The following is a 26,375-nucleotide window of genomic DNA, read 5'->3' as shown; positions in this document are numbered from 1 at the left end:
CCATTCGACAATCCACAGTGTTCTTTAAAGTTTTTTTGTTTTTTATCCACATAATAATTCCTTTATTTCCAACATATCAACAGACTTATGCACATTATCCACATTTTTAAACTTATTTACCCTAGTTATCCACACCCTGCAAAGGCTTGATTTGACAGGATTTTTTACTATTTTACACAATTCTACAATTATCGTGTATATCCTGTGGATAATCATGTATATAAAATTATCAAAGTAATATATATAATAAAAATAAAAGCTCTCGTATTGAGAGCTTAATAAGAGGTTAATTCAAGTCCGGGATTAGCATTTAATGCAAAGTCGCTTCTTTTCCCTTTTTCATATAAAATGCTGCCTGCAGCGGCGATCATTGCGGCATTATCTGTGCATAAGGATAAAGGCGGGATGATTAATTGCAGCCCTTCTCTTGTGGAAAACTCCTTTTCTAAGGCAGTTCGCAGTCCTTTATTTGCAGCAACACCTCCAGCTAGGAGCAGCTGCTTCACTTTATACTTATCCACAGCTTGGGATGTTTTTGTTACTAATACATCAATGACACTTGCTTGAAAACTTGCAGCGATATCTTTAGCCTCTAACTCGATCCCCTTCTGCTTCGCATTATGAAGCGTATTAATCACTGCTGACTTTAGACCGCTGAAGCTAAAGTCAAACGAACCTTCCTCCAACCATGCTCTTGGTAAATCAATAGTTGGCTCTCCCTCATGTGCTAAACGATCAATATGGGGGCCTCCAGGGTATGGAAGTCCTAATGTTCTGGCTACCTTGTCATACGCTTCACCAGCAGCGTCATCTAATGTTTCACCGATCACTTCAAAACTGCCATGCTCTTTCATATACACCAGCTCGGTATGACCTCCAGATACAACTAAAGCAAGCAACGGAAATTCAAGCTCAGCAATGAGGCGGTTCGCATAAATGTGACCTGCAATATGATGAACACCGATCAATGGGAGGTCATGAGCAAACGCCAACGCTTTTGCAGCATTGACTCCAGTTAATAATGCCCCAACAAGCCCGGGTCCTTCGGTTACCGCAATAGCAGAAAGATCCTCAAAGCCAAGCTTTGCTTGATTCATAGCCTCCTCAAAAACAATCGTTAATTGCTCAACATGATGCCTTGAGGCAATTTCTGGAACGACTCCACCAAAACGCTTATGGCTTTCGATTTGGGAAGCAACGACGTTCGCTACAATTTCACGGCCGTTTTTAACAATGGCAGCTGCCGTTTCATCGCAGCTCGTTTCGATCCCTAAAATATACTGATCTGTTTGATTCATTCTAAATTCACCCACATTACTAAAGCATCTTCTTGATTATCTGTATAATACCTTTTTCTTATACCACCTGATTCAAAACCGACCTTTTTATATAAGGCTTGTGCGATATGATTCGATACCCGTACCTCTAGTGACAAACGTTTTGCATTCATTTCTTTGCTAAGCTGAATCGCAAATTTTATGAGGGCTTCACCAATTTTTTTGCCGCGATAATCAGGGTGAACGGCTATATTAGTAATTTGTGCATCATCCATAATCACCCATAAGCCGCAGTATCCAACTACTTGGCCTTCATATTCCACAACTAAATATTTCGCAAATAAATTTTGCTCGAGCTCATAATATAAAGATTCCTTAGACCACGGTGAGGTAAATGAATTCAGCTCGATTTGATAAACCTGTTCAATATCTTCTATTTGCATCCTTCTAATCGCAAACCTATTATCCACATTGTCCACCATCTTACTTTTGCTGTTCTAACCATTTTGCCTCAGCTTCAGCTAATCGAATATAATTTGGAACAAGGGAATGAACATCTGTTGCTTCCTTCTTTAAGCCAATAAACCCCAGCTCGCTTGGTCTGGGGTTGTTGATTGACACTTGTCCCAATTGGCCACGTTCACCAAGCATATCTACAATGGTCTCTTTATGAAGAGCTACGTCATTTCCTAAAAATAATACTTGTTCCTTTTTACTTTTCAGCATGTTTAACCAATCAACCAATAATAGATTTTGGTCACTTTCTATTGTTGCTAACCCCTGTTGAGTATATTGATACAATCCGGTGTAAACCTGTCCTCTTCTTGCATCAAATAAAGGAGAAATGAACCCATTAAAAAATCTCCCATTTGCAGCTAACACCTCAAGACTGGAAACCCCTGCTATTGGAATTTTGAGAGACCATGCCATCGTTTTAGCAATCGATACACCGATACGAACACCAGTATATGATCCTGGACCAGTAGCAACAACCAGTTTATCTAGCTCTTTTGGACGTACATCACAGTCACTTAATAAACGTTCAATTGCAGGCATGGCACGAACAGAATGATTCTTTTTTAAGTTCGTAATATACTCTCCGATTACTTTATCTTCTTCAATTAATGCTATTCCAAGCACGTTATTCGTCGTATCAATGGCTAATGCTTTCATCACGTAACTCCTTACATAGATTAACATAATGAGAACCGAACGGTGTCATGATGATTTTTCTCGTTGTATCATTTATATAATTGATTTTGATATCGAGCCGCTCATTAGGCAGTTGGTCTTCAATTAAATGTGCCCATTCTACCACCGTAACGCCTTCACCATGAAAATACTCGTCAAAGCCTAAATCCTCATCAGCATCCTCTAAACGGTACACATCCATATGATATAAAGGCAATCTTCCATCCGAATACTCTTTAATAATCGTAAACGTAGGACTGTTTACATTTCGCTTTATTCCTAATCCTGCTGCTAATGCCTTTGTAAATGTCGTTTTTCCTGCCCCTAAATCACCCTCAAGTGTGATGACATCCCGTTTATTCAGCTTTTCAGATAGCCTTTTTGCAAGGATTGATGTCTCATCTGCACTATGTGTCATAAATTCGAATTCTTCCACGTTCTCTCACCTTACTTATTTTTTGAAGTGGTTATAACCTGACTTCTCAAGTTTCATAATATGATCATTTTTCCTTTTTAATAAAACGTCAGAATATGTTGTTGAAACCACGCCAATTTTCGTCATTTTGATCCCTTCCAGATTACAGGCTCTTTTTAACTCATCCCATGACTCTTGTGAGGTTGTCCCAACTAACTCGAAATCCTCGCCGCCGAATAAAACCCAGTTATTGATGTCAGTGGTTTTTTTCACAAAAAGCAATTCTTCACTAATAGGTAAATCAACTTCATTTATCATGATCCCGACTTGGCTTGCCTCAGCGATTTCATGAAGCTCACTCGCTAATCCATCACTTATATCATTTAAAGATGCTCTATGTAATGTTGAAATGAGTCTGCCAGCACGAATTTGCGGAGTTGGTCTTTTATGTCGATGAATTAAGTATTTTTCAAACATCTCATTTTCCAATGTTAGTTGGTTTAACAAAACGGCCAAACCTGCTGCAGAGTCACCAATCGTACCTGTAACAAAAACAATGTCCCCATCTCTTGCCTGTTTCCGAAGAGTCTGGACATGAGATTCTGCTTCCCCAATGACGGTGACGGTTATTACCAGCTTGTCATGAGTGGAAACCGTATCACCACCGAGCAAATCCATTTGATAAGCCTCAGCAAGCTCTTCCATTCCCTTAAAAATGCCTAATAGCTCCTCTTCCCGCCAACTTGAGGGTATAGAAATCGAAACGAGGTAATAGCGAGGAATAGCGCCCATTGCAGCAAGGTCACTAAGATTAACAGCTAAAGCTTTATAACCAATTTCAGTTGGTGTGGATAAAGACTTTAAGAAGTGAACCCCTTCTACCATGGTGTCAACACATACAACTTGATTCATATTGACAGATGGTTCATAAACAGCCGCATCATCACCAATTCCCACTTTTACATGTTTTTGAAAGAGTTGTTTTGGCTTCAATTTATTTATAAAATCAAATTCATCCATTTCTTTCTCCAGTTCAATTGTTTATAGCGTAGATTATGAAAAAACCTTAGGAATCGTCTCCTAAGGAAGCATCATATTTTCATTTAGCGAATAGTAGTAGTTTATCCAAGTTTTACACATTCTATCGTATCATAATTAGCTTTATATTGGCATTATAAATTTTTGACGAGTAATTGCTTGTCATTTTAATAGAAAGTAAAAAAGGTATAAAAAAAACGAAACATCAACGTTTCGTTAAAAATCGAAATATGGCGGTCCGGACGGGACTCGAACCCGCGACCTCCTGCGTGACAGGCAGGCATTCTAACCAACTGAACTACCGGACCATTTTTGGTTGCGGAGGCAGGATTTGAACCTGCGACCTTCGGGTTATGAGCCCGACGAGCTACCAGACTGCTCCACCCCGCGACGATAATAATACTTAAAAATAAAACTATTACCTGGCAACGTCCTACTCTCACAGGGGGAGACCCCCAACTACCATCGGCGCTGAAGAGCTTAACTTCCGTGTTCGGCATGGGAACGGGTGTGGCCTCTTCGCCATCGTCACCAGATAAATGGTTTACGGCTTCCGATGAACTTCACATTTCTGCGTCATCTCTATCGTCAACATCCTCACTCTACATTAAGGTTCTTAGGCTAAATACTCGCACGTCCTGTGCGAAACGCCTAAGTCATCACTTCCTGTGAAAGTCCGGTGTCTCCTCAATCGATTCCTTGAACTGTTCGTTCCTCGAAACCCTCTAACTTTGTATAAAGTTATTAGGAATACTATATTCCTTCAAAACTAGATAACGATGTATAATTCAATTCACTTTGTTTAACGCATTAAATAGGTTAAGTCCTCGATCGATTAGTATCAGTCAGCTCCACACGTCACCGCGCTTCCACCTCTGACCTATCAACCTGATCATCTTTCAGGGATCTTACGTTACAAAGTAACAGGGAAATCTCATCTTGAGGGGGGCTTCATGCTTAGATGCTTTCAGCACTTATCCCTTCCGCACATAGCTACCCAGCTATGCCTTTGGCAAGACAACTGGTACACCAGCGGTGCGTCCATCCCGGTCCTCTCGTACTAAGGACAGCTCCTCTCAAATTTCCTGCGCCCACGACGGATAGGGACCGAACTGTCTCACGACGTTCTGAACCCAGCTCGCGTACCGCTTTAATGGGCGAACAGCCCAACCCTTGGGACCGACTACAGCCCCAGGATGCGATGAGCCGACATCGAGGTGCCAAACCTCCCCGTCGATGTGGACTCTTGGGGGAGATAAGCCTGTTATCCCCGGGGTAGCTTTTATCCGTTGAGCGATGGCCCTTCCATGCGGAACCACCGGATCACTAAGCCCGACTTTCGTCCCTGCTCGACTTGTAGGTCTCGCAGTCAAGCTCCCTTGTGCCTTTACACTCTGCGAATGATTTCCAACCATTCTGAGGGAACCTTTGGGCGCCTCCGTTACATTTTAGGAGGCGACCGCCCCAGTCAAACTGCCCACCTGACACTGTCTCCCGGCCCGATAAGGGCCGCGGGTTAGAATTTCAATACAGCCAGGGTAGTATCCCACCGACGCCTCCACCGAAGCTGGCGCTCCGGCTTCTCAGGCTCCTACCTATCCTGTACAAGCTGTACCAAAATTCAATATCAGGCTACAGTAAAGCTCCACGGGGTCTTTCCGTCCTGTCGCGGGTAACCTGCATCTTCACAGGTACTATAATTTCACCGAGTCTCTCGTTGAGACAGTGCCCAGATCGTTACGCCTTTCGTGCGGGTCGGAACTTACCCGACAAGGAATTTCGCTACCTTAGGACCGTTATAGTTACGGCCGCCGTTTACTGGGGCTTCAGTTCAAAGCTTCGCTTGCGCTAACCTCTCCCCTTAACCTTCCAGCACCGGGCAGGCGTCAGCCCCTATACTTCGCCTTGCGGCTTCGCAGAGACCTGTGTTTTTGCTAAACAGTCGCCTGGGCCTATTCACTGCGGCTTTTCCGGGCTATTCACCCTAAAAAGCACCCCTTCTCCCGAAGTTACGGGGTCATTTTGCCGAGTTCCTTAACGAGAGTTCTCTCGCTCACCTTAGGATTCTCTCCTCGCCTACCTGTGTCGGTTTGCGGTACGGGCACCTCACACCTCGCTAGAGGCTTTTCTTGGCAGTGTGGAATCAGGAACTTCGGTACTATAGTTCCCTCGCCATCACAGCTCAGCTTATGTGACAACGGGATTTGCCTCGTTGTCAGCCTAACTGCTTGGACGCGCTAATCCAACAGCGCGCTTACCCTATCCTTCTGCGTCCCCCCATTGCTCAAACGGTGAGGAGGTGGTACAGGAATTTCAACCTGTTGGCCATCGCCTACGCCTTTCGGCCTCGGCTTAGGTCCCGACTAACCCTGAGCGGACGAGCCTTCCTCAGGAAACCTTAGGCATTCGGTGGAGGGGATTCTCACCCCTCTTTCGCTACTCATACCGGCATTCTCACTTCTAAGCGCTCCACTAGTCCTTACGGTCTAGCTTCACAGCCCTTAGAACGCTCTCCTACCACTGTTCTAAAAGAACAGTCCACAGCTTCGGTGATACGTTTAGCCCCGGTACATTTTCGGCGCAGAGTCACTCGACCAGTGAGCTATTACGCACTCTTTAAATGGTGGCTGCTTCTAAGCCAACATCCTGGTTGTCTAAGCAACTCCACATCCTTTTCCACTTAACGTATACTTTGGGACCTTAGCTGGTGGTCTGGGCTGTTTCCCTCTTGACTACGGATCTTATCACTCGCAGTCTGACTCCTGAACATAAGTCTTTGGCATTCGGAGTTTGACTGAATTCGGTAACCCGATGGGGGCCCCTAGTCCAATCAGTGCTCTACCTCCAAGACTCTTAATTCAAGGCTAGCCCTAAAGCTATTTCGGAGAGAACCAGCTATCTCCAAGTTCGATTGGAATTTCTCCGCTACCCACACCTCATCCCCGCACTTTTCAACGTGCGTGGGTTCGGGCCTCCATTCAGTGTTACCTGAACTTCACCCTGGACATGGGTAGATCACCTGGTTTCGGGTCTACGACCACGTACTCATTCGCCCTATTTAAGACTCGCTTTCGCTGCGGCTCCGTCTCTTCAACTTAACCTTGCACGGGATCGTAACTCGCCGGTTCATTCTACAAAAGGCACGCCATTACCCATTAACGGGCTTTGACTACTTGTAGGCACACGGTTTCAGGATCTCTTTCACTCCCCTTCCGGGGTGCTTTTCACCTTTCCCTCACGGTACTGGTTCACTATCGGTCACTAGGGAGTATTTAGCCTTGGGAGATGGTCCTCCCTGCTTCCGACGGGATTTCACGTGTCCCGCCGTACTCAGGATCCACTCTGGAGGGAACGAAGTTTCAACTACAGGGTTGTTACCTTCTATGACGGGCCTTTCCAGACCGCTTCATTTACCCCGTTCCTTTGTAACTCCTAATAGAGTGTCCTACAACCCCAAGAGGCAAGCCTCTTGGTTTGGGCTTCTTCCGTTTCGCTCGCCGCTACTCAGGAAATCGCGTTTGCTTTCTCTTCCTCCGGGTACTTAGATGTTTCAGTTCCCCGGGTCTGCCTTCATTACCCTATGGATTCAGGTAAAGATACTGTTCCATTACGAACAGCGGGTTTCCCCATTCGGAAATCTCCGGATCAAAGCTTACTTACAGCTCCCCGAAGCATATCGGTGTTAGTACCGTCCTTCATCGGCTCCTAGTGCCAAGGCATCCACCGTGCGCCCTTAACAACTTAACCTTTGACATCGAAGATGTCATTTACTAATTATTAAGAGAATCACTAAAAATAAGCGTTTAAACTCAGTGAATTACTTGAATTGTTATCGTTATCTAGTTTTCAAGGAACATAAAGCACAGGATGCACAAATGCTATAAGCATTTAAACTCCTATGTCTTTTTCTTACATATAATGAAAGATCGTAAATGATCTCTCAAAACTAAACAAAAACCAAGCGAGCCTCATTTTCCTTAGAAAGGAGGTGATCCAGCCGCACCTTCCGATACGGCTACCTTGTTACGACTTCACCCCAATCATCTGTCCCACCTTAGGCGGCTGGCTCCTTGCGGTTACCCCACCGACTTCGGGTGTTACAAACTCTCGTGGTGTGACGGGCGGTGTGTACAAGGCCCGGGAACGTATTCACCGCGGCATGCTGATCCGCGATTACTAGCGATTCCGGCTTCATGCAGGCGAGTTGCAGCCTGCAATCCGAACTGAGAATGGTTTTATGGGATTGGCTTGACCTCGCGGTCTTGCAGCCCTTTGTACCATCCATTGTAGCACGTGTGTAGCCCAGGTCATAAGGGGCATGATGATTTGACGTCATCCCCACCTTCCTCCGGTTTGTCACCGGCAGTCACCTTAGAGTGCCCAACTGAATGCTGGCAACTAAGATCAAGGGTTGCGCTCGTTGCGGGACTTAACCCAACATCTCACGACACGAGCTGACGACAACCATGCACCACCTGTCACTTCGTCCCCCGAAGGGGAACCTTCTATCTCTAGAAGTAGCGAAGGATGTCAAGACCTGGTAAGGTTCTTCGCGTTGCTTCGAATTAAACCACATGCTCCACCGCTTGTGCGGGCCCCCGTCAATTCCTTTGAGTTTCAGTCTTGCGACCGTACTCCCCAGGCGGAGTGCTTAATGCGTTTGCTGCAGCACTAAAGGGCGGAAACCCTCTAACACTTAGCACTCATCGTTTACGGCGTGGACTACCAGGGTATCTAATCCTGTTCGCTCCCCACGCTTTCGCGCCTCAGCGTCAGTTACAGACCAGAGAGTCGCCTTCGCCACTGGTGTTCCTCCACATCTCTACGCATTTCACCGCTACACGTGGAATTCCACTCTCCTCTTCTGCACTCAAGTTCCCCAGTTTCCAATGACCCTCCACGGTTGAGCCGTGGGCTTTCACATCAGACTTAAGAAACCGCCTGCGCGCGCTTTACGCCCAATAATTCCGGACAACGCTTGCCACCTACGTATTACCGCGGCTGCTGGCACGTAGTTAGCCGTGGCTTTCTGGTTAGGTACCGTCAAGGTACCGCCCTATTTGAACGGTACTTGTTCTTCCCTAACAACAGAGCTTTACGACCCGAAGGCCTTCTTCGCTCACGCGGCGTTGCTCCGTCAGACTTTCGTCCATTGCGGAAGATTCCCTACTGCTGCCTCCCGTAGGAGTCTGGGCCGTGTCTCAGTCCCAGTGTGGCCGATCACCCTCTCAGGTCGGCTACGCATCGTTGCCTTGGTGAGCCGTTACCTCACCAACTAGCTAATGCGCCGCGGGTCCATCTGTAAGTGGTAGCAAAAGCCACCTTTCAACTTCGAACCATGCGGTTCGAAATGTTATCCGGTATTAGCTCCGGTTTCCCGGAGTTATCCCAATCTTACAGGCAGGTTACCCACGTGTTACTCACCCGTCCGCCGCTAATCATCGGGAGCAAGCTCCCTCAGATTCGCTCGACTTGCATGTATTAGGCACGCCGCCAGCGTTCGTCCTGAGCCAGGATCAAACTCTCCAATAAAGAGTTGATATAGCTCATAAAAAATGTACTATTTTAGTACGTTGTTTGTTAATCGAAATTAACGTTGGCACGCTTGGTTTTGTTTAGTTTTCAAAGATCATTTTTGGAGCGGGTGAAGGGAATCGAACCCTCATCATCAGCTTGGAAGGCTGAGGTTTTACCACTAAACTACACCCGCAAAGTGACTCCACTGGTCGGGAAGACAGGATTCGAACCTGCGACCCCTTGGTCCCAAACCAAGTGCTCTACCAAGCTGAGCTACTTCCCGTAATATGGCGCGCCCGAGAGGAGTCGAACCCCTAACCTTTTGATCCGTAGTCAAACGCTCTATCCAATTGAGCTACGGGCGCATATTTGTTCAAGAATCTTTCAGAAGCGACTTAAACATTATATCAAATATCAATATTTAAGTCAATAACTTTTTCAAAAAGTTTACTTAGTATTAATTGGTGCGGCCGAGAGGACTTGAACCTCCACGGGGTCGCCCCCACTAGGCCCTCAACCTAGCGCGTCTGCCATTCCGCCACGACCGCGAATGAATACAATGGTGCGGGTGAAGGGACTTGAACCCCCACGTCACAAGGACACTAGATCCTAAGTCTAGCGCGTCTGCCAATTCCGCCACACCCGCATGGTGTGTTAAATGGTGAGCCATGAAGGACTCGAACCTTCGACCCTCTGATTAAAAGTCAGATGCTCTACCAACTGAGCTAATGGCTCTTAGTTTCAAAACACTCTTAGTATTGACGCCCAAATTTCAGAAAGCTTATTCAAGAAGCGGCTCAATTTGTGCGCTGATGTTAATGCTTCGCAGCTTATTCATACGTTCTCTACCAACTGTGCTAATGGCTCATTTTATAATGAGTATTAAAAAATGGCTGGGCTAGCTGGATTCGAACCAACGCATGACGGAGTCAAAGTCCGTTGCCTTACCGCTTGGCTATAGCCCAATGAAATAATGTTTTTTAAAACAATTTATTAAAATAACAACAAGAATTTAATGATAACACTTCATCAAGAATAAATCAAGTTGTATTTTTTACCATGCACTCATTTAACAAATGGCGGTCCGGACGGGACTCGAACCCGCGACCTCCTGCGTGACAGGCAGGCATTCTAACCAACTGAACTACCGGACCAATTATTATATCAGGGAAATAAATAGGAGGTGAGCTTTGCGAATTAACGCAATTAGACCCACATCCTATTCTTCCACATATGGCTATGACCCGTACGGGATTCGAACCCGTGTTACCGCCGTGAAAGGGCGGTGTCTTAACCGCTTGACCAACGGGCCATATAAAATATGGCGGAGAAGGAGGGATTTGAACCCTCGCGCCGCTTACGCGACCTACACCCTTAGCAGGGGCGCCTCTTCAGCCTCTTGAGTACTTCCCCATATGGCTCCGCAGGCAGGATTCGAACCTGCGACCGATCGGTTAACAGCCGATAGCTCTACCACTGAGCTACTGCGGAATATTTTGCAACAGACTTCTTTTATTATATTGAGTAAGGATTGTCCTGTCAATACTCCTTTTCAATATTAACTAAATGAAGTTCTTTTATGATTATTTTTTTGCGCCATCAGCGACGGCTTTTATAATTTATCATAGTACCCTTCATTCCGTCAACCCTTTTTATACAGAGAGATTTTTCCACCGCATTTCCCACATACTAGACGAGTTGTATCAACTCTTCGCTTACGATTATAGATTTGATGACAGTTCTTGCATATATATTGCAGGAGAACACTATTCCCCTTTTTTTCTTGTTTTAAAGGTGTACAATACCTCGGCGCACCTACTTCTTTTAGTAATTCTTTAAAGTCTTTATCACCATGCTTATAGCCTCTTCCTTCTAAATGCAAATGATAGTGGCAGAGCTCATGTTTAATGATGCCAATTACCTCATCAAGACCGTACTCTTGATAATACTTTGGATTAACGTCGATATTATGGCTTCTTAATAAATACCTTCCTCCAGTCGTTCTCAGCCTTTTGTTAAAGGTTGCCTTGTGGTTGAATTTTTTTCGAAAATAGGTCAAAGAAATATCCTCAACGATTTTCTGAAGCTGTGTATCATCCACGATCATTTCCCCCAATTAAATGGTACATCGTACTAGCACTCTGCATACATTATAAACACCCATACTCCATTATAATGGTTAAGGAGGTATGCGCAAATGCCATCATGGTTACAAAATCAAATGCAACGTGCTTTTTATGAAAAAAATCGCTACCAAATCAAATTACTTAATCAGTGCTGGTTTTTCTATAGAGAAAAACACTGCTCATAAAAAGCAGTGTTTCTTTTTAATTATGCACCATAGTTAGGGCTACTCTTCCTTTTTTATGATCAACATCATCCACCCAAACCGTTACAACATCTCCAACCGATACAATATCAAGCGGATGCTTCACAAAGGATTTACTTAATTTCGAAATATGAACAAGGCCATCTTGCTTAACACCAATATCAACGAATGCCCCGAAATCGACGACATTACGTACAGTCCCTTGCAATTCCATACCTTGCTGTAAGTCTTCTAATTTTAATACATCTTTTTTCAATAATGGTTTTGAAACTTCGTCGCGCGGGTCTCTTTCCGGACGAATTAATGCATCACATATATCTTTAAGTGTTAACTCACCAATTCCAAGGACCTCTGCTGTTTCTTTTAGATTTATATTCATGATCTTTTCTTTTAACTCTTCACTTCCTAAATCAGAAACAGAAGCATTTAATTGATCCAAAAGCTTTTGTACCTCTGTATATCTTTCAGGATGAATTCCGGTCCGATCTAAAGGCTGCTCACCTTCTATAATTCTTAAGAAACCGATACATTGCTCAAATGTTTTCGCTCCCAAGCGAGGAATATCCTTTAACTGCTTGCGGTTTGAAAATCTCCCAAGCTCTTCTCTCTTCTTTACAATATTGTTCGCAACAGCCTTACTTAAGCCGGCAACATATTGTAACAGTGAAGATGAAGCGGTATTAACATTGACTCCTACCTGGTTTACAACTGTTTCAACAACAAAGGTTAACGACTCATTTAGCTTTTTTTGTGAAACATCATGTTGATATTGACCAACACCAACTGATTTAGGATCAATTTTCACTAACTCAGCCAATGGGTCTTGCAGTCTTCTTGCAATTGAAACAGCACTTCTCTCCTCAACCTGCAAATCAGGGAATTCCTCTCTTGCCAAATCGGAAGCAGAATACACACTAGCACCAGCTTCATTAACAATTAAGTAAGACACTTCATCATCGATTTCTTTTAAAACATCTGCGATAAATTGTTCTGTTTCCCTTGATGCCGTTCCGTTTCCAATCGCTACGATTTCAATATTGTAGGTTTTTAAAACATCTTTTACAGTCGCAACCGCTTGCTCCTTCTTATTAACTGGCGGATGGGGATAAACGACTCCTATATGTAGCATTTTTCCAGTTTGATCGACGACAGCTAGTTTACAGCCTGTTCTATACGCAGGGTCTACTCCTAATACCATTCTTCCTTTTAAAGGCGGCTGCAAAAGCAGGTTCCGGAGGTTTTCTGAGAAAATATGAATGGCTCGATCCTCTGCTTTTTCTGATAATTCTTTTCTAATTTCCCTTTCGATGGATGGTTGGATTAATCTTTTATAGGCATCATCGATTGTCTCTACCATAATTTCCTGTACAATCGTTGCTTTACCCTTTAACTCTTGTTTTTGAATATAGTTAATAATTTCTTCATATGGCGGAATAATCGCGATACGAATGATATCTTCCTTTTCACCGCGATTTATCGCAAGCACACGGTGAGGAACAATTTTTTGAATAGGTTCTTCGTAGTCGTAGTACATTTCATACACATTTTTTTCATCTTTTTCTTCATCTTTTACAACGGAAGAAATCGCACCTTTTCTAAACGTTATATCACGGATCCATTGACGGTACTTTGGTTCGTCAGATAGCTGCTCCGCAATGATATCCTTGGCACCACTAATAGCTTCCTCAATCGAGTGAACCCCTTTTTCTTCACTTAAAAACTCGTTTGCCTTTTTTGCCATATCTCCTTGACTTGGCAATTCGAGAATCCATTGTGCAAGGGGCTCAAGTCCTTTCTCCTTCGCTACCGTTGCCTTTGTTCTCCGTTTTTGTTTATAAGGTCGATATAAATCTTCAACCTGCTGCAGCTTCATTGACTTTTTAATTTCACCAGCAAGCTGTTCCGTTAATTTCCCTTGTTCGTCGATAAGGCGCAGCACTTCTTCTTTGCGATTTTCAAGGTTTTGTATGTATGTCCACTTTTCGGAGATGTCACGAATTTGCACCTCATCAAGCGCACCTGTTTGTTCCTTACGGTAACGCGCAATAAAAGGTACGGTATTCCCTTCTTCCAGCAGTCCTATCACATTAGCTACTTGCTTCAATTGGATCGAAAGCTCTTTACTAATGTGCTGCATAATTTGATCTTGTTTTTCTATCATCATAGCCTCCAAATAAATAGTCTATCTTCCATACATCGTTGATTGAATTAACAATCACATATGTAACCAGTTTACCAGATATAAATACTTGAATAAAATAGGACAAAAGATAATCCTTATACATAAAATTAGCCGCTCAACTATTCTAAGTAATTAAAATAGCTGACCGACTATATAGGTTAAGTCATCATTTCTTGTTTTTGTATAAGCCTCCAAAGATTGCGATAGATCTTCTACCGACCGTCCATTATAAAGTAGTGCTTTAGCACCTGGAAGCACGAGCCCATCTGTATGAATAATAAATTTTGATCCTTTTTCGTACGAATATGTTTGAGTACGGTATTTTTGTGGCCTCCCGGATAAATAGCCTAAAATCGGCAATGGATAAATAAAGGTGCCAGATGGTGAACAAAGGATAAAGCGGATATTCCCCACTGAACTATATGTGAATTGATTTTCCTTAAAATCAATTTTTAATATCGAGACTGTTGCACCTCGCTTATCCCTCAGCTCTTGATTACAAAGATCGATTAATACGTCAACATCTTCATTATGTTTTTTTTCGACCAGCGCGCTTATTGCAGATGATGAGTCATTTGCACGTTCTCCGCTCCCTAAACCATCAGCTAGTGCACAAATAAAATAATCCTCGGTAGCTTTTATAAAAAAGCTATCTCCACAGCAGGTTTTTCCCTCTTTGGGTAATTGATAAACTAATGTATGTACAAAGCTGTTAGATTCTCGAACAATCATCTATTTATCTCCGAAGGCATGTCTTTTAATAAAGCTTCCTTTAATTTTTGAATCGCTCTTCTCTGTAATCGTGAAACATGCATTTGTGAAATTCCCAGCTGTTCCCCTGTTTCCTTTTGGCTCATATTCAAATTAAACGTACAATCAATGATTTCTTTTTCTCTATCTGTCAAAACATGTAATACACTTTGGATCATGAGCTTTTGATTTACTTTTTCATATCCCTGCTCCTTGGTACCTACTATATCTAGAATAGTAACCGTACTTCCCTCTGCGTCCGCTTCAATGGAATGATCCACAGAAAGTGCCTGATAACTTTTGCTCATTTCCATCGTTTCTAAAACTTCCTCTTCTGTTACGTCTAAATAATCTGCTATTTCTTGAACCTTTGGAGACCGCTGCATTTCATTAGTAAGTGTATCAACAGCCGTTTTAATCTTTGGTCCTAATTCTTTAATACGCCTCGGAACATGGACACTCCACGTTTTGTCCCTTAGAAAACGCTTTATTTCTCCAATAATGGTTGGGATAGCGAATGCTTCAAATGGCTTACCGACAGTAGGGTCATATCTTCTGATCGCCCCTAGCAAACCAATCATCCCAACCTGCCTAAGATCTTCATGGAAGCTCTTTCCCTTGGAGTATTTTTTAGCTAATGTTTCAACTAAGCCTGTAAAGTGTTCTACTAGAGCTAATTGTGCATCGTTGCTTTCCGTTTTCTGAAAGTCGACAATTAGCTCATTCACTTGTTCTTTAGTTAGCTTCATAGTTCGTAATGGTTGTGTCATGATCTATCCGCTCCCCGCTTAAGTACTTAGTCATGAAGACTGTTACACCTGAGTTAACAAGTACACGGACTTCATCCATGAGCGTTTCCATCAAATAGAGACCCAACCCTCCTTCAGAAAGCTGGTCAATCGGACTTGAAGCAGAATAAGGACCAAGTTCATTTTTTGTTTTTTCAAAGTCAAAGCTCTTGCCATTATCAGCTATCATGACATCAAGACGATCTTGATATAGGCCGAATCCAACGACGACCTCTCCGCCCTCTTGTTGTTTATAAGCATGCTGAACAGCATTTGTACAAGCCTCGCTAGTTGCAATCTTTAAATCTTCTATGTCATCATAGGAATATCCCATTCTACTAGCTATTCCAGAAAGAGTTAATCTGATAATTCCTACATACTCCGGTTTAGCTGGAACCTTCATTTCTATATAATCTACTAATTCCTTCATTGTACCCCACCCTCTGATTTTGAAGATATATCAATGATGTCATCTAGTCCCGTTATACTAAATAAGCGTTCTAAGCGATCCGACAGTTCTACAAGATTTAATTGACCATTATTCTTTCTTATTACTTTCAATAAACCAACAAAAACTCCTAAGCCAGTACTGTCCATATAGGATACCTGTTTTAAATTTACGATAAGGTTCGGATTGGGCATTTCAGCATGCGGCATCAAAGCTTCCCTTAATTTCGGAGCTGTGAATGCATCAATTTCCCCTGCTACTGAAACCATTTTTTTATCATCAAGATTCTCTACATCTATCTTAATATTCATTCCTCATCACCCCAAAGATCTAATTATGTAATTACATACCCGAATTTCAAACCATTAAACCATTCTTTTTAAAATAATTAATGTGAAATCATCTCTAAGTTGAAAATCCTGCATTTTTTCAAAATGGCGATAAATTTTTTCAACAATTTGTTGTGAAGGAAGATCCTTATATTTCCGGATCAAATCAGTAATAACAGACCTTTCAACAAACCCTTCATCGGTTCTCGACTCTGTTACACCGTCAGAAAGCAGGACAACCATATCGCCTGGTTTTACGTTTTTTTCGTATTGGTGGTACTTAACATGTTGATCCACACCTAAAACAAGCCCTTTGGTTAAGAGGTCCTCAAACATATCTGTAGAAGAATGATAATAGAAACCTGGTTCATGACCAGCGGAAGCATATGTAAAGATATGATCACAAGTATTATACATCCCATAAAACATGGTAATAAACATACTAGCATCTACATTCCGTTCAACCACTCGATTAAGGTTTTCTAAGATTTGATTAGGATTTTTACGTGATTCCGGAAAGCTATCCATTGCATATTTAATCATCGACATACATAAAGCAGCTGGTATCCCTTTCCCAATAACATCTGCCACTGCTATACTGATTCCTTTATCATCTTGGACAAAATGATGATAGTCTCCATTCATTTGCTTTGCTGGTACGCTAATCGCACCTATATCAAGTGAATCAATAACTGGAATAGATGTTTCCAGCAACGTTTGTTGAACGCTTGCAGCAATCTGAATTTCCGATTTTATTTCCATTTGCTGATCACGCAAGCTCTGATGCTCTTGATAGGCCATTCCATAGCCCATCATTACTTCCAATAGGAAATCAAGTGACGTTAGGATCTCACTTCTTATGTCTGGAAAAAGTTCCTGAAGAACCTTTCGGTGTATACTAATGATCTCTTCAGGTGGTATTTGATGTTCGATTGTTTTCCTGCTTAGTTTTTGACCTTGATATAATGCCGTTTCAGTTTGATCATGCAAGTAATTTCTTAAAAGCTCTCGATATTTTGTCTTTAAAAAATCACGATAATCCATTTATGTCCTCCTACCGAAGCCATTTCACCGCCTGTATATTCGTGCCTTCTCCAACAGAGGAAGTTATATCAAATTCATCCATTAAGCGTTTGACTCCCGGTAATCCAGCACCTAACCCTCCTGATGTTGAAAACCCATCTTCCATTACTTTTCGGATATCCGGTATTCCAGGCCCCTTATCAATGGCTATTATTTTTAAACCTTTTTTACCAAGGTCATGGATGCGCTCAATTCGCATTTCACCTTGTCCTGCATATAAATATATATTTCGAGCAAGCTCAGATATGGCAGTTGTAATTCTTGCTTGATCAACTGTACCAAATCCCAGCTCTTTTGCAACATTTCGACCTAGCTGCCGTGCTGCAACAATGTCCCATTCGGTGACTATTTTGACACAGGATTGGTTTTCCATCCTTTACTCCTCCAACTCCCGCTGTAATGTTTCTAGCCCTTTTTCTAAATCTAAAGCAGTCGCTACATCCTCCAAATGGATGCCTAGTTCAATTAATGTAATGGCCACCGCAGGCTGAATTCCTGTTAAGACAACTTTTGCTCCCATTAGCTTTGACATGCTGATAACGTCTCCAAGAACCTTGGCGATAAAAGAGTCAATAACATCAACTGAAGTTAGATCGATCACCACTCCATTTGCCCCTGTTTCATGGATCTTATTAAGAAGATCTTCTTGAAATTGCAGCGCTGTCTGATCATCTATCTCCCATTGAATGGAAACTAGTAAACAATTACGCAGCTTTAAAATCGGTATTCTAGCATTCATTTTGCTATTCCCCCAAAGATACAATTTGACGATTTGTCATTTCTAATGCAGATTCAATTCCCTTTTGTAAAGAATTTTTAGTAATAACCTGACTTAAATCAATTCCTAGATTTACGATCGTTTGAGCAATTTCTGGACGTATTCCAACAATTAAGCACTTTGCTCCTACAAGCCTAACAGCTTCCGATGCTTGAATAATATGATGAGCAACCATCGTATCCACAACTGGTACACCGGTAATATCAATTAATACAACCTCAGCGCGATGTTTAACAACCCCTTCAAGGAGGTTTTCCATGATCCGCTTTGCTCTTTCAGTATCAATCGTTCCTACTAAAGGCATGACCGTGATATTATCAAAAACGGGAATCAATGGCGCAGACAATTCCTGCAGGGCAATTTTTTGAAGCGAAACCGTTCTCTCCCAAGATGAAGCATAGTGGTGAAGGATATCATTATTAACAGGAGAAATCCACTTATCAAACGCCCAAACCAGATTCATTTTCTCCTCTACTGTTTTATCGACCGACATCATTTCAAAAAGGATTTTATTTAACTCCGCTAAACTGGTCGAGATATATTTCAATGACCATCCTAACTGAACAATCTTTTGAGAGAAATCATTGATTTTGCTCACAAATTCCTCATCTATATTTCTGAGATTGAGCAATACTATATTCATATATTCATTGCAAACATTTGAATAGACTTGATCAGAAATAACATTTGACACCTTCTGATCATCGAGTTCTTTCATTTTCTCTGTCCACTTATTTGACAATTCTTCACGATTTAATTGTATAAATTCCAAGAATGGATTAGATTGAACGTTCATTTTTTCAGTAAATCCTCCTTCTTTAATTACGAGACCTATCCTTATTTTATTATACCGATTTATAACATCAAAAAAAAGCAATACCCGATATTACCCTTTTAGATGTATTTAAGTCCTTAAAATAGCGAAAGAGGCTGCTCACATTGGCAGCCTCTTTCCATTTCATATTTAACATGTCTATTTTAAATTACACTAAAAATCAATAAGTCCTAAGCTTATTTGCAAGGCTTCATCTACCTTATCCATCATTTCATCATCAAGATGGGTAATTTTATCAGTAAGCCTTTGCTTATCAATCGTTCGAATCTGTTCAAGCAGGATAACCGAATCCCTTTCAAACCCGTAACGCTTTGCATCAATCTCAACATGAGTTGGCAATTTTGCTTTTTGAATTTGGGCCGTAATTGCCGCTATAATAACTGTAGGACTAAAGCGGTTCCCAATATCATTTTGGATAATCAATACAGGGCGTACGCCACCTTGCTCCGAGCCGACAACAGGTGAAAGATCAGCAAAATATACGTCGCCGCGTTTAACAATCAAATGATTAACCCCCGCTTACTAAGCGTTCAACGGTATGATCAGCCTCAGATTCTGCCAGAAATGCTTCAGATGCAATGTTTAAATTAATTTTGGCCATTTCCATGTAGCCGCGTCTCATCGATTCGCGAATTTGGCGCTTTTTTCGTTCACGAATATACATCTTCGTTGCTTGATAAATAAGCTCGTTTCTGTTCCCGTTCTCCTGTTTCACAAGTCCATCCAATTCTGATACTAATGCTTGAGGTAACTGAATTAAGATTTCTGTCGTTGCGCTGGATTCAGACACAAACATACACCTCCACCAAACTTACCATCCTAAATTCCATTCCAAACTTAATAATACCATTTACTGCCCGAGATGCAAAGTGTTTTATTAAGAAAAGCTCAATGCGCCTTGCTCAGCCAGCTGAAAAGATCCTTTGGTTATGATGGTATCAAACGAAACCAAAGGATAACAAAATTTACTTATTTAACTTATGCCATCCTCTATTATCGTCATGTACAGGTAATTTATTCACTTTTTATCATGATAACTTTAATTATTTTACATATTTGTTAAAAGAGGATTACTCACTTCAATTATACTCCTGTTTCTCAAAAACATACGGGGAACACGCGAAGTTACCGTACAGGTTACTTCATAATTTATTGTATCAAGCCGTTTTGCCACTTCATCAACCGGAATGTATTCATGATTTTGCCTGCCGATTAGGGTTACTTTTGTGCCTACAGGCAGCTCATATGGAAGCTTGACCATGCATTGATCCATACAAATTCTCCCTACTAATGGCGCTCGTTTCCCATCAACAAGTACGTCTGAATTTTTTAAACTTCTGATCCACCCATCCGCATAGCCAATGGGCAATGTTCCGATCCATTCATCTTCCTCTGCCTCATAAGTTGCTCCATAACTGACTTTTGTACCTTTAGGAATCTTTTTCACATGAACTAGTTTTGTGTGCAAGGAAAAAGCCTCTTGCAGGGGATATGGTAATTCAGCCTTTATTTCTACAGATGGCGATAAGCCGTACATGGAAATGCCCAGCCGAACTGCATTATATAATTTGGTTGGAAAACGAAGTCCTGTTGCACTATTGCCACAGTGGACAAGTAGTTTGTCATGTTCAACTCTTTCGATAAGCTCCTGAAATTTTTCGTACTGAAATTGAAAATAACGAAGATCACGTTCATCAGCCGTTGCAAAATGTGTATAAATACCTGTTATGGCAAATTGGGAAGAATCCTCGACAACTTTAAATAGAGAAGTAAGATCATTCACATTTGTCACACCTAAGCGACTCATTCCTGTATCAAGCTTTACATGAAGATGAAGGACATTCGTTCCGGCATATTGTTTTGCTTTCTCAAGCCAATCAATCGAGAAGACTGTTAACGTTATGTTGTTTTCAATTGCTAGTCCAACATTTTCAGCTCTTGTTGCTCCTAAAACTAATATTGGCACATCCAGACCTGAATTTCTTAAAGCTAATGCTTCATCTAAAAAGGCCACAGCAAGCATAGATGCTCCTGCCTCCAAAGCAGTTTTTGCAATCTGGACTGCTCCATGACCATAACCATTTGCTTTTACAACTGCAATAATTTCTACATTTTCTCCAATATGATGTTTCATTGATTTTACATTATGCATAATAGCATCTAAATCAACTTCCACCCATGTATCACGATAAAATTCCTGCTGCATCTTACTCCACTTCCTCATCCAAACATTCTACTAGAATGATTATCGCGACTATGGTACAGAAATGTCAAATGGTGAGACATAAAAACTTGGCTTTTCGCCAAATCCTAATGACAAAAGCCTTAGTTGTTCTTATACGATCATCCATAAAAACCTTATACTTTCTGGGTACAAAAAAGGAGACATTAAAAACGGGGTATAATCTTTGTAAAAAATAAATAAGGCTGTCTAACCAAAGGGTTAGACCCTTCCTGAGACAGCCTCACCTTTTTATTTTGCTGCTTGACCTTGAACAGACTTGGCAACCATAAGCATTTCTTCTTCCGTTAGATCTTCAGAAGCTAGCATATAGTCTACGCCATCATATGTCCAAGTAAGAGTTGATTCTGACATAGCCCCGATTGTAAATCCTAAATCTGCCGGATGACCATTCACATATGTTGAAGTAGATGCAGAAGCTGGAGCGGCAATCTCTGCACTTTCCTGAATAAGCGTAAACGATTTTTCTCCACCAAATGTCAGGATGACACGTTTTCCATTTTCAGTTTCCATTTCTGTCTTCTCTACTAATTCAACCCCTTTAGGCTGCTCAAGAGGATACTTAACTGCAAATGTCTCATTCTCACCTGAAGCCATTGTCGGAACCTCTATTTGTGCGCTTGACATGTTTTTCTCAACATCAAATGAATTTTCATCAAATGAAGCATTGAATTCAAAGTCAGAAAACTCTACTGTCACAAGCGGATTTCTGTCTGTATCCATCACCTTAACCATAGAAGGGGATAAGTCCTTTTTATTGAAGGTAATTTCTTGAGTTGGCAGCATTCTATTGTTTTGATAATTTGTTTTTGTTTCAAAAACATAATTATTTTCTGCTGCACTGAATTTAGCCTCTGGGTCGTTTACAATATCCTTTACCAATGATTCAAATAGGTAGGCTTGACTGCTATTTGTCGGCCATTCACTCTGGAAACGGAAGCTCTTGTTTAATGCCGGTGTTAATACAAACACTCCCTCATCATTGCGCAATATCATCTGGCTTTGCTCTTTCTTCGAATTTTTAAGATTCACTCTGTAATACGAAGGTCCCTTATGCCAGATTTCAATTTCGTACTCTTGTGGCTCGCTGCCGGTTTGAAGTGTCATCTTTCCTTTGGCTTTATAACCGGACATTTCTTCAATCTTCTTTTCTAACGCTTGAACGACATCTGTTTGTGATTTCTCACCGCATCCCGCAAGTACGAGTACTGTTAAAAGCCCTACTAACAGTAACACTAAGCTTTTTTTCAACATATTCAACCCCTTTGCCTCATATAACGTTAAAAAGGAAGAAATCGTTTGCTAGACCTCATCTTACTATAAGACTAGGCTCTAAAACTTATTGAATTTTAAGCCAAAGATCACAAGATGAACTCCAAAAACAACTTGTCTTCCCTATCGCATTACCAAATATATGAGACAAACTTTCCGAATATGCAGAAATAATTTAAAAGCGGAAGCGCCTCGAACAGCCTCGGGCAATAAGCCACTTAGGAATAGAAGGTGTTCTTTACCTTCAATTCCTAAGTGGCTAGGCGCTGCAGCTAGACACCAAAACTAATTTCAACCCCTTATTATGTATCCAACCTCTACCTTTCCAATAGAACCTGTGCTGCAGCATACTGGCGTGTATGGGTGATCGAAACATGAATGGTATCTGCTTGCGGTAGCTTTTTTAGTAGTTTAATAATCGGCTTCCCTCTTTCATCATTGATCACCTCAATATCTTGAAAGCTTATTTCTTCACCGATCCCTGTTCCTAATGCTTTTGAATAGGCCTCTTTTACGGCGAAGCGCCCAGCCAGAAATTCCACCTTACGTTCCTTTGAAAGAGTTGCATATGTTTCAATTTCATTTATGGTTAAAATTCGCTTAATAAAACCTGGCTGACGTTCAACTATCCTCCTGATCCGGTCGAGCTCAATGATATCTAAACCAATACCCGCTATCATCTGAAAACAACACCTTTCAAATGTCTATAATCGTACTATTTTTATGAACTTGTACATATTCGTGTAGTATAAATCAATTTCTACAGACTATTCATTATGATGCTATTTCATTGTATCTTATTGTCCTTTAAGAATAAAATGGAAGTCAGAACTATAAATATAGTAGAAAAGAGGCTAAACAATGTTTACCAGAACAGAAAACTTTCAAACCTTCCTTAAACTATATCCGGTTGTTTCGTTTCTTGTCGGCATTCACATCTTCTTTTGGTTGCTATTTCAATTACCAATTCCTACTCTGCAAATTTTGTTAAGCTTATTGGACGGATATAATGCCGGAATTGCAAATGGTGAGTATTGGCGCCTTGTTACACCAATCTTCCTTCATATTAGCTTTGGTCACCTTTTCTTCAATACAATTTCCCTCATCTTATTTGCTCCTGCATTAGAACAATTGCTGGGAAAAGGAAAATTCATCCCCTTCTATTTAGGCGCAGGAATGATTGCAAATATCGCTACCTTTCTGTTAGAGCCCCAGCAATATTCACATATCGGAGCTTCAGGTGCTATTTTCGGATTATTTGGCGCCTATCTATTTATGGTTTTCTTTCGAAAAGGAATGATAGATCAAGCGAACTCCCAAGTCATCATAAGTATTTTAGTCATCGGATTAATCATGACATTTTTTAATGCAAATATTAACATTGTTGCCCATATTTTTGGCTTTATCGGCGGTTTTGCCTTAGCTCCCTTGTTTATTAAAAAACGAGGGCAGTTCGTCCATCAAACCTTCTACAGTCCACGCAACGTAAAAAAAATCTCCCTTCGTAAAATAGGGATAAAACATATACTTTGGATGCTGTTCGGCTTTTTAATCGTGATTGGGATTCTTTTTCGGCTAACATAAGAAAAGCGAAAGCGTCTTGCTTAGCCTAGGGCAAATAAGATGATTTAGAATAGAAGACGTTTTTTGCCTTCAATTCTAAATTGGCTAGATCCTAGAGGGGCTGGTGCTGAACAGTCAAAAAACGCGACATCCTGTCGCACTGACTGCACTTGCACGTCATGTGCTTCAGAGCTAGACACAAAAACTATGTTAAAAATTTATACTTTCATATCTTTTAAAAAAGCTGTCTAATAAGAGGTTGAATCCTCTTAGACAGCTTTTTTGTTTTATTTCTTAGAATGAGAATACCAGTCAACCATTTTTTCAACATCACTTTGTTCTAAATCCTTAATCGAGAAGTTTTTTCCAATAATCCCTGATTTGATTGAAGCCTCAAACGTTTGTAAGGATTGTTTTTTTTGAAAATAAGACGTTTTGCTCTTTATCGACTGCAGCCGATTGCGCTTGATAAGAACAGTTGTTTTTGAGATAAAGCGAAAGCTTAATTGCATTTGGTTCCCATCTAAACTCCAGCTGGCATCTTTATATGAGCAATAGCCCCAAAAGATGAATAAGGGAATTAAAATCACTGAAAAAATCCCCCAAGGTGCCAGAAAATAAGAGAGCGGAATACAGATGATGGCAGCAGGGATGCCTTTTCTTATCATATACCGTTTTCTTGATCTTTTAGGCAATCGATGTTTGTGATTACTCTTTTCAAATGATGGAACAAATTGCTGCAAAAGCGGAAATACTTCTTTTTTAGGAACGACAGGAAATAGCATGGTAGATGCTCCCTCGTCACCGCCATTCCCACCTGCACTTTCAATATAGACAGTTGCATACCCTAATAACTGTCTAACCGGATTTTGGACAATTCTAATCGCCTGGATCCTTGAAATAGGGATGGAAACTTGCTGTTTCTCGAAAATTCCTCTAGAAATTTTTATGTCATCATCAGCCTTTAACACAGTAAAATAAGCATACTTTAGCAAGACACCAATAATACTTAACAACCACGCAATAAATAAGACAATAAAAACCAATCCCGCATAGAACGCAAAGCTTGCCTTTGTCAGAAATTCAAAACGATCGATAAGCTCCTCGTAAGGAATAAATTCTTCAAATTGTGAAACAAACGCTACAATAGCGGAGATAATGACGCCGATTCCACTAGAGGTTGAGGCTGCAATAAATAGGTCCTTAGACTGCATTTTAAACATAGGCAGCTCTGACTGGCCCTCATCTTGAACCTCAACATTCTTTAAACCATCCTGTTTATAATTTGAGATCACCTGTTGTATATGATCTGCTTCATGTTTTTTTATGGCAGTTAAAACCGCTTCTGCTTCCAATCCGCTGCCAGCTGTTTCAATTTGCACTTTTACGAGTCGAAAGAGCTGTTGAACAATGCCAGCACTAATATTGATTGATTGAATCCTTTCAATCGGAATGTAGCGTTTTTTCTTAATGAAAATTCCATGCTCAATTCTAAGTTCGCCATCTTCAAGCCAATAGGTAAACTTCCACCAATCCAAAATGCTTGTAACAATGATAATGATAAATAAGCAAGCACCGCCAATGCTTATATAAACATTAAAACCTTCATTATTGCCGAAAAAGAAGAAAACAATGACAGGAATAATATATGACTTAATAATCTTAATGAAGCTTAAAAGCATTCCTACCGGATGAATACGCTTTGGTTCAAACATCATCATCCGTCACCCTTGCCAGCTTGGAAATATGATCCCTAAGTAAATCAGCCTCTTGCAGATCTAAGGCTGGAATTTCATGTTTTGTTGCTGCAGTTGAAATTTCAATTGAAGCCAGTTTATATTTTCGAAGCAATGGTCCTTGATGTGTATCAACATGCTGCACTCTTACCATTGGTATAAGTACTCGTTTAATCACAAAAAGGCCAAACTGGAGGTCGATCTCATGCTCATGTACCTCATAACGCCATACACGGTGCCTGATTTTCGGAATAATGAAAATGGATAATAGTGAAGAAATTAGCCAAATGATAGCAGCACCTACTGTGATCCAGTAAGTGAAATGTAGAAAATACACCCCTACTCCCACGCCAACTACCACTAATAAAAAAATGATTGAGCTAATAAGAGCACTCAGTCGCCAAACAGTTAACGCCTTCAAGCTTATTTTATTTTTCGGTAAATCCCTCAACCTTCTCTCTCCTTCAGTTAGAAAATAATCCCATTTGATTATAGCATCAATTGAAAGGTTGCAGAGCTTGTTTTATCTCTATTTGAAAATTAATTTATTGTAAAGGATGCTTGATCCACCTATTCAAACTCTTTATATCTGAAAAAAAGCA

At 41.1% G+C, this 26,375-nt stretch carries 23 protein-coding genes, 13 tRNA genes, 3 rRNA genes and 1 pseudogene; 2 read left to right on the top strand and 38 right to left on the bottom strand.

Annotated features, from left to right (window positions below; translation table 11 throughout):
- Nucleotides 1-275 precede the first annotated feature (275 nt).
- From tsaD to ACSVDH_RS01415, 22 genes are all read right to left on the bottom strand, one after another.
- Nucleotides 276-1,298, bottom strand: a complete 1,023-nt coding sequence (gene tsaD, locus ACSVDH_RS01520; RefSeq protein ID WP_439253290.1) for a tRNA (adenosine(37)-N6)-threonylcarbamoyltransferase complex transferase subunit TsaD — start codon at nucleotides 1,296-1,298, stop codon at nucleotides 276-278.
- Entirely contained in the window at nucleotides 1,295-1,747 is a 453-nt protein-coding gene (gene rimI, locus ACSVDH_RS01515; RefSeq protein ID WP_439253288.1) for a ribosomal protein S18-alanine N-acetyltransferase, read from the bottom strand. Before rimI ends, tsaD begins: the two co-directional genes overlap by 4 nt.
- Nucleotides 1,748-1,760: 13 nt before the next feature.
- Complete coding sequence (gene tsaB / locus ACSVDH_RS01510; RefSeq protein ID WP_439253287.1) at nucleotides 1,761-2,450, bottom strand: tRNA (adenosine(37)-N6)-threonylcarbamoyltransferase complex dimerization subunit type 1 TsaB; 690 nt, start codon at nucleotides 2,448-2,450, stop codon at nucleotides 1,761-1,763.
- Nucleotides 2,431-2,904: a tRNA (adenosine(37)-N6)-threonylcarbamoyltransferase complex ATPase subunit type 1 TsaE gene (tsaE, locus tag ACSVDH_RS01505; protein WP_439253286.1), complete on the bottom strand. Its 474-nt coding sequence runs from the start codon at nucleotides 2,902-2,904 to the stop codon at nucleotides 2,431-2,433. The genes tsaB and tsaE overlap by 20 nt, the downstream gene beginning before the upstream one ends.
- Before the next feature lie 15 nt (nucleotides 2,905-2,919).
- Entirely contained in the window at nucleotides 2,920-3,903 is a 984-nt protein-coding gene (thiL, locus tag ACSVDH_RS01500) for a thiamine-phosphate kinase (protein ID WP_439253285.1), read from the bottom strand.
- Nucleotides 3,904-4,152: 249 nt separating this feature from the next.
- Nucleotides 4,153-4,229, bottom strand: a tRNA-Asp gene (locus ACSVDH_RS01495).
- A gap of 5 nt (nucleotides 4,230-4,234) precedes the next feature.
- Nucleotides 4,235-4,311: transfer RNA gene (locus ACSVDH_RS01490), tRNA-Met, on the bottom strand.
- Nucleotides 4,312-4,341: 30 nt separating this feature from the next.
- Nucleotides 4,342-4,457 (bottom strand): 5S ribosomal RNA (rrf, locus tag ACSVDH_RS01485).
- Nucleotides 4,458-4,736: 279 nt separating this feature from the next.
- Nucleotides 4,737-7,668 (bottom strand): 23S ribosomal RNA (locus ACSVDH_RS01480).
- 234 nt (nucleotides 7,669-7,902) lie between these two features.
- Nucleotides 7,903-9,453: ribosomal RNA gene (locus tag ACSVDH_RS01475) — 16S ribosomal RNA — on the bottom strand.
- Together the 16S, 23S and 5S rRNA genes with 13 tRNA genes alongside form the textbook arrangement of a ribosomal RNA operon.
- Before the next feature lie 104 nt (nucleotides 9,454-9,557).
- Nucleotides 9,558-9,631 (bottom strand) — tRNA-Gly (locus ACSVDH_RS01470).
- A 13-nt stretch (nucleotides 9,632-9,644) separates the two neighbouring features.
- Nucleotides 9,645-9,721: transfer RNA gene (locus tag ACSVDH_RS01465), tRNA-Pro, on the bottom strand.
- Between the two features lie 5 nt (nucleotides 9,722-9,726).
- Nucleotides 9,727-9,803: transfer RNA gene (locus ACSVDH_RS01460), tRNA-Arg, on the bottom strand.
- A gap of 97 nt (nucleotides 9,804-9,900) precedes the next feature.
- Nucleotides 9,901-9,986, bottom strand: a tRNA-Leu gene (locus ACSVDH_RS01455).
- 12 nt (nucleotides 9,987-9,998) lie between these two features.
- Nucleotides 9,999-10,084: transfer RNA gene (locus ACSVDH_RS01450), tRNA-Leu, on the bottom strand.
- A 13-nt stretch (nucleotides 10,085-10,097) separates the two neighbouring features.
- Nucleotides 10,098-10,173 (bottom strand) — tRNA-Lys (locus ACSVDH_RS01445).
- 155 nt (nucleotides 10,174-10,328) lie between these two features.
- Nucleotides 10,329-10,403: transfer RNA gene (locus ACSVDH_RS01440), tRNA-Gln, on the bottom strand.
- Nucleotides 10,404-10,515: 112 nt separating this feature from the next.
- Nucleotides 10,516-10,592 (bottom strand) — tRNA-Asp (locus tag ACSVDH_RS01435).
- Nucleotides 10,593-10,678: 86 nt separating this feature from the next.
- Nucleotides 10,679-10,750 (bottom strand) — tRNA-Glu (locus ACSVDH_RS01430).
- Nucleotides 10,751-10,760: 10 nt separating this feature from the next.
- A tRNA-Ser gene (locus ACSVDH_RS01425) sits at nucleotides 10,761-10,851 on the bottom strand.
- A gap of 3 nt (nucleotides 10,852-10,854) precedes the next feature.
- Nucleotides 10,855-10,929, bottom strand: a tRNA-Asn gene (locus ACSVDH_RS01420).
- Between the two features lie 151 nt (nucleotides 10,930-11,080).
- Nucleotides 11,081-11,539 (bottom strand): SprT family protein, encoded by a 459-nt coding sequence (locus ACSVDH_RS01415; protein ID WP_439253445.1) that lies wholly within the window; start codon nucleotides 11,537-11,539, stop codon nucleotides 11,081-11,083.
- A 96-nt stretch (nucleotides 11,540-11,635) separates the two neighbouring features.
- Here ACSVDH_RS01415 and cmpA point away from each other — a divergent pair, with 96 nt between their 5' ends.
- Nucleotides 11,636-11,749, top strand: coding sequence for a cortex morphogenetic protein CmpA (cmpA, locus tag ACSVDH_RS01410; RefSeq protein WP_156177859.1), 114 nt, complete (start codon nucleotides 11,636-11,638; stop codon nucleotides 11,747-11,749).
- A gap of 16 nt (nucleotides 11,750-11,765) precedes the next feature.
- Here cmpA and ACSVDH_RS01405 read toward each other — a convergent pair whose 3' ends face one another.
- From ACSVDH_RS01405 to acpS, 14 genes are all read right to left on the bottom strand, one after another.
- A complete protein-coding gene (locus ACSVDH_RS01405; RefSeq protein ID WP_439253447.1) occupies nucleotides 11,766-13,928 on the bottom strand; it encodes a Tex family protein in 2,163 nt (720 codons plus the stop codon).
- 153 nt (nucleotides 13,929-14,081) lie between these two features.
- On the bottom strand, nucleotides 14,082-14,681 hold the full coding sequence (locus ACSVDH_RS01400) for a PP2C family serine/threonine-protein phosphatase (RefSeq protein ID WP_299094585.1): 600 nt from the start codon (nucleotides 14,679-14,681) through the stop codon (nucleotides 14,082-14,084).
- The gene (gene sigB / locus ACSVDH_RS01395; protein ID WP_439253449.1) at nucleotides 14,678-15,469 is read right to left on the bottom strand and encodes an RNA polymerase sigma factor SigB; all 792 of its coding nucleotides are present in this window, start codon (nucleotides 15,467-15,469) and stop codon (nucleotides 14,678-14,680) included. The genes ACSVDH_RS01400 and sigB overlap by 4 nt, the downstream gene beginning before the upstream one ends.
- The gene (gene rsbW, locus ACSVDH_RS01390; protein WP_299094590.1) at nucleotides 15,435-15,917 is read right to left on the bottom strand and encodes an anti-sigma B factor RsbW; all 483 of its coding nucleotides are present in this window, start codon (nucleotides 15,915-15,917) and stop codon (nucleotides 15,435-15,437) included. The genes sigB and rsbW overlap by 35 nt, the downstream gene beginning before the upstream one ends.
- Entirely contained in the window at nucleotides 15,914-16,246 is a 333-nt protein-coding gene (locus ACSVDH_RS01385) for an anti-sigma factor antagonist (RefSeq protein ID WP_439253451.1), read from the bottom strand. The genes rsbW and ACSVDH_RS01385 overlap by 4 nt, the downstream gene beginning before the upstream one ends.
- A 54-nt stretch (nucleotides 16,247-16,300) precedes the next feature.
- A complete protein-coding gene (locus ACSVDH_RS01380; protein ID WP_439253453.1) occupies nucleotides 16,301-17,308 on the bottom strand; it encodes a PP2C family protein-serine/threonine phosphatase in 1,008 nt (335 codons plus the stop codon).
- Nucleotides 17,309-17,318: 10 nt separating this feature from the next.
- Nucleotides 17,319-17,720, bottom strand: coding sequence for an anti-sigma regulatory factor (locus ACSVDH_RS01375; protein ID WP_439253455.1), 402 nt, complete (start codon nucleotides 17,718-17,720; stop codon nucleotides 17,319-17,321).
- 3 nt (nucleotides 17,721-17,723) lie between these two features.
- Nucleotides 17,724-18,086 (bottom strand): RsbT antagonist protein RsbS, encoded by a 363-nt coding sequence (gene rsbS, locus ACSVDH_RS01370; RefSeq protein WP_299094598.1) that lies wholly within the window; start codon nucleotides 18,084-18,086, stop codon nucleotides 17,724-17,726.
- Between the two features lie 4 nt (nucleotides 18,087-18,090).
- Entirely contained in the window at nucleotides 18,091-18,921 is an 831-nt protein-coding gene (gene rsbRA, locus ACSVDH_RS01365; RefSeq protein WP_439253456.1) for an RsbT co-antagonist protein RsbRA, read from the bottom strand.
- Nucleotides 18,922-19,113: 192 nt separating this feature from the next.
- The gene (gene ndoA / locus ACSVDH_RS01360) at nucleotides 19,114-19,464 is read right to left on the bottom strand and encodes a type II toxin-antitoxin system endoribonuclease NdoA (protein ID WP_026562078.1); all 351 of its coding nucleotides are present in this window, start codon (nucleotides 19,462-19,464) and stop codon (nucleotides 19,114-19,116) included.
- Nucleotides 19,465-19,468: 4 nt separating this feature from the next.
- Complete coding sequence (locus ACSVDH_RS01355) at nucleotides 19,469-19,750, bottom strand: CopG family ribbon-helix-helix protein (RefSeq protein ID WP_026562079.1); 282 nt, start codon at nucleotides 19,748-19,750, stop codon at nucleotides 19,469-19,471.
- A gap of 258 nt (nucleotides 19,751-20,008) precedes the next feature.
- Nucleotides 20,009-21,166 carry an alanine racemase gene (alr, locus tag ACSVDH_RS01350; RefSeq protein WP_439253458.1) on the bottom strand — a complete coding sequence of 386 codons (1,158 nt, stop codon included), beginning with the start codon at nucleotides 21,164-21,166 and terminating at the stop codon, nucleotides 20,009-20,011.
- 267 nt (nucleotides 21,167-21,433) lie between these two features.
- The gene (locus ACSVDH_RS01345) at nucleotides 21,434-22,453 is read right to left on the bottom strand and encodes a LolA family protein (protein ID WP_439253459.1); all 1,020 of its coding nucleotides are present in this window, start codon (nucleotides 22,451-22,453) and stop codon (nucleotides 21,434-21,436) included.
- A 338-nt stretch (nucleotides 22,454-22,791) separates the two neighbouring features.
- Entirely contained in the window at nucleotides 22,792-23,154 is a 363-nt protein-coding gene (gene acpS, locus ACSVDH_RS01340; RefSeq protein WP_299094619.1) for a holo-ACP synthase, read from the bottom strand.
- A 181-nt stretch (nucleotides 23,155-23,335) separates the two neighbouring features.
- On the opposite strand from acpS, the pseudogene ACSVDH_RS01335 reads away from it, so the two are divergent.
- A pseudogene (locus ACSVDH_RS01335) lies at nucleotides 23,336-23,920 on the top strand (rhomboid family intramembrane serine protease); the annotation flags it as partial.
- A 404-nt stretch (nucleotides 23,921-24,324) separates the two neighbouring features.
- Here ACSVDH_RS01335 and ACSVDH_RS01330 read toward each other — a convergent pair.
- Both ACSVDH_RS01330 and ACSVDH_RS01325 read right to left on the bottom strand, forming a co-directional pair.
- The gene (locus tag ACSVDH_RS01330; RefSeq protein ID WP_439253460.1) at nucleotides 24,325-25,755 is read right to left on the bottom strand and encodes a PH domain-containing protein; all 1,431 of its coding nucleotides are present in this window, start codon (nucleotides 25,753-25,755) and stop codon (nucleotides 24,325-24,327) included.
- The gene (locus ACSVDH_RS01325) at nucleotides 25,745-26,224 is read right to left on the bottom strand and encodes a PH domain-containing protein (protein ID WP_439253461.1); all 480 of its coding nucleotides are present in this window, start codon (nucleotides 26,222-26,224) and stop codon (nucleotides 25,745-25,747) included. The genes ACSVDH_RS01330 and ACSVDH_RS01325 overlap by 11 nt, the downstream gene beginning before the upstream one ends.
- Nucleotides 26,225-26,375 lie beyond the last annotated feature (151 nt).

This window comes from Metabacillus sp. Hm71, assembly GCF_051842955.2.
GTDB lineage: Bacteria > Bacillota > Bacilli > Bacillales > Bacillaceae > Metabacillus.
This window is presented reverse-complemented; position numbering and strand designations above follow the sequence as displayed.

Excerpts from the sequence above, each read along its gene's own strand:
- rsbS (WP_299094598.1), bottom strand. The coding sequence starts at position 18,086 with ATGAATGCTAGAATACCGATTTTAAAGCTGCGTAATTGTTTACTAGTT.
- alr (WP_439253458.1), bottom strand. The coding sequence starts at position 21,166 with ATGCAGCAGGAATTTTATCGTGATACATGGGTGGAAGTTGATTTAGAT.
- cmpA (WP_156177859.1), top strand. The coding sequence starts at position 11,636 with ATGCCATCATGGTTACAAAATCAAATGCAACGTGCTTTTTATGAAAAA.
- ACSVDH_RS01405 (WP_439253447.1), bottom strand. The coding sequence starts at position 13,928 with ATGATAGAAAAACAAGATCAAATTATGCAGCACATTAGTAAAGAGCTT.
- rsbW (WP_299094590.1), bottom strand. The coding sequence starts at position 15,917 with ATGAAGGAATTAGTAGATTATATAGAAATGAAGGTTCCAGCTAAACCG.
- ACSVDH_RS01380 (WP_439253453.1), bottom strand. The coding sequence starts at position 17,308 with ATGGATTATCGTGATTTTTTAAAGACAAAATATCGAGAGCTTTTAAGA.
- ACSVDH_RS01330 (WP_439253460.1), bottom strand. The coding sequence starts at position 25,755 with ATGATGTTTGAACCAAAGCGTATTCATCCGGTAGGAATGCTTTTAAGC.
- tsaD (WP_439253290.1), bottom strand. The coding sequence starts at position 1,298 with ATGAATCAAACAGATCAGTATATTTTAGGGATCGAAACGAGCTGCGAT.
- tsaB (WP_439253287.1), bottom strand. The coding sequence starts at position 2,450 with ATGAAAGCATTAGCCATTGATACGACGAATAACGTGCTTGGAATAGCA.
- thiL (WP_439253285.1), bottom strand. The coding sequence starts at position 3,903 with ATGGATGAATTTGATTTTATAAATAAATTGAAGCCAAAACAACTCTTT.
- ACSVDH_RS01400 (WP_299094585.1), bottom strand. The coding sequence starts at position 14,681 with ATGATTGTTCGAGAATCTAACAGCTTTGTACATACATTAGTTTATCAA.
- acpS (WP_299094619.1), bottom strand. The coding sequence starts at position 23,154 with ATGATAGCGGGTATTGGTTTAGATATCATTGAGCTCGACCGGATCAGG.
- ACSVDH_RS01385 (WP_439253451.1), bottom strand. The coding sequence starts at position 16,246 with ATGAATATTAAGATAGATGTAGAGAATCTTGATGATAAAAAAATGGTT.
- rsbRA (WP_439253456.1), bottom strand. The coding sequence starts at position 18,921 with ATGAACGTTCAATCTAATCCATTCTTGGAATTTATACAATTAAATCGT.
- sigB (WP_439253449.1), bottom strand. The coding sequence starts at position 15,469 with ATGACACAACCATTACGAACTATGAAGCTAACTAAAGAACAAGTGAAT.
- ACSVDH_RS01375 (WP_439253455.1), bottom strand. The coding sequence starts at position 17,720 with ATGGAAAACCAATCCTGTGTCAAAATAGTCACCGAATGGGACATTGTT.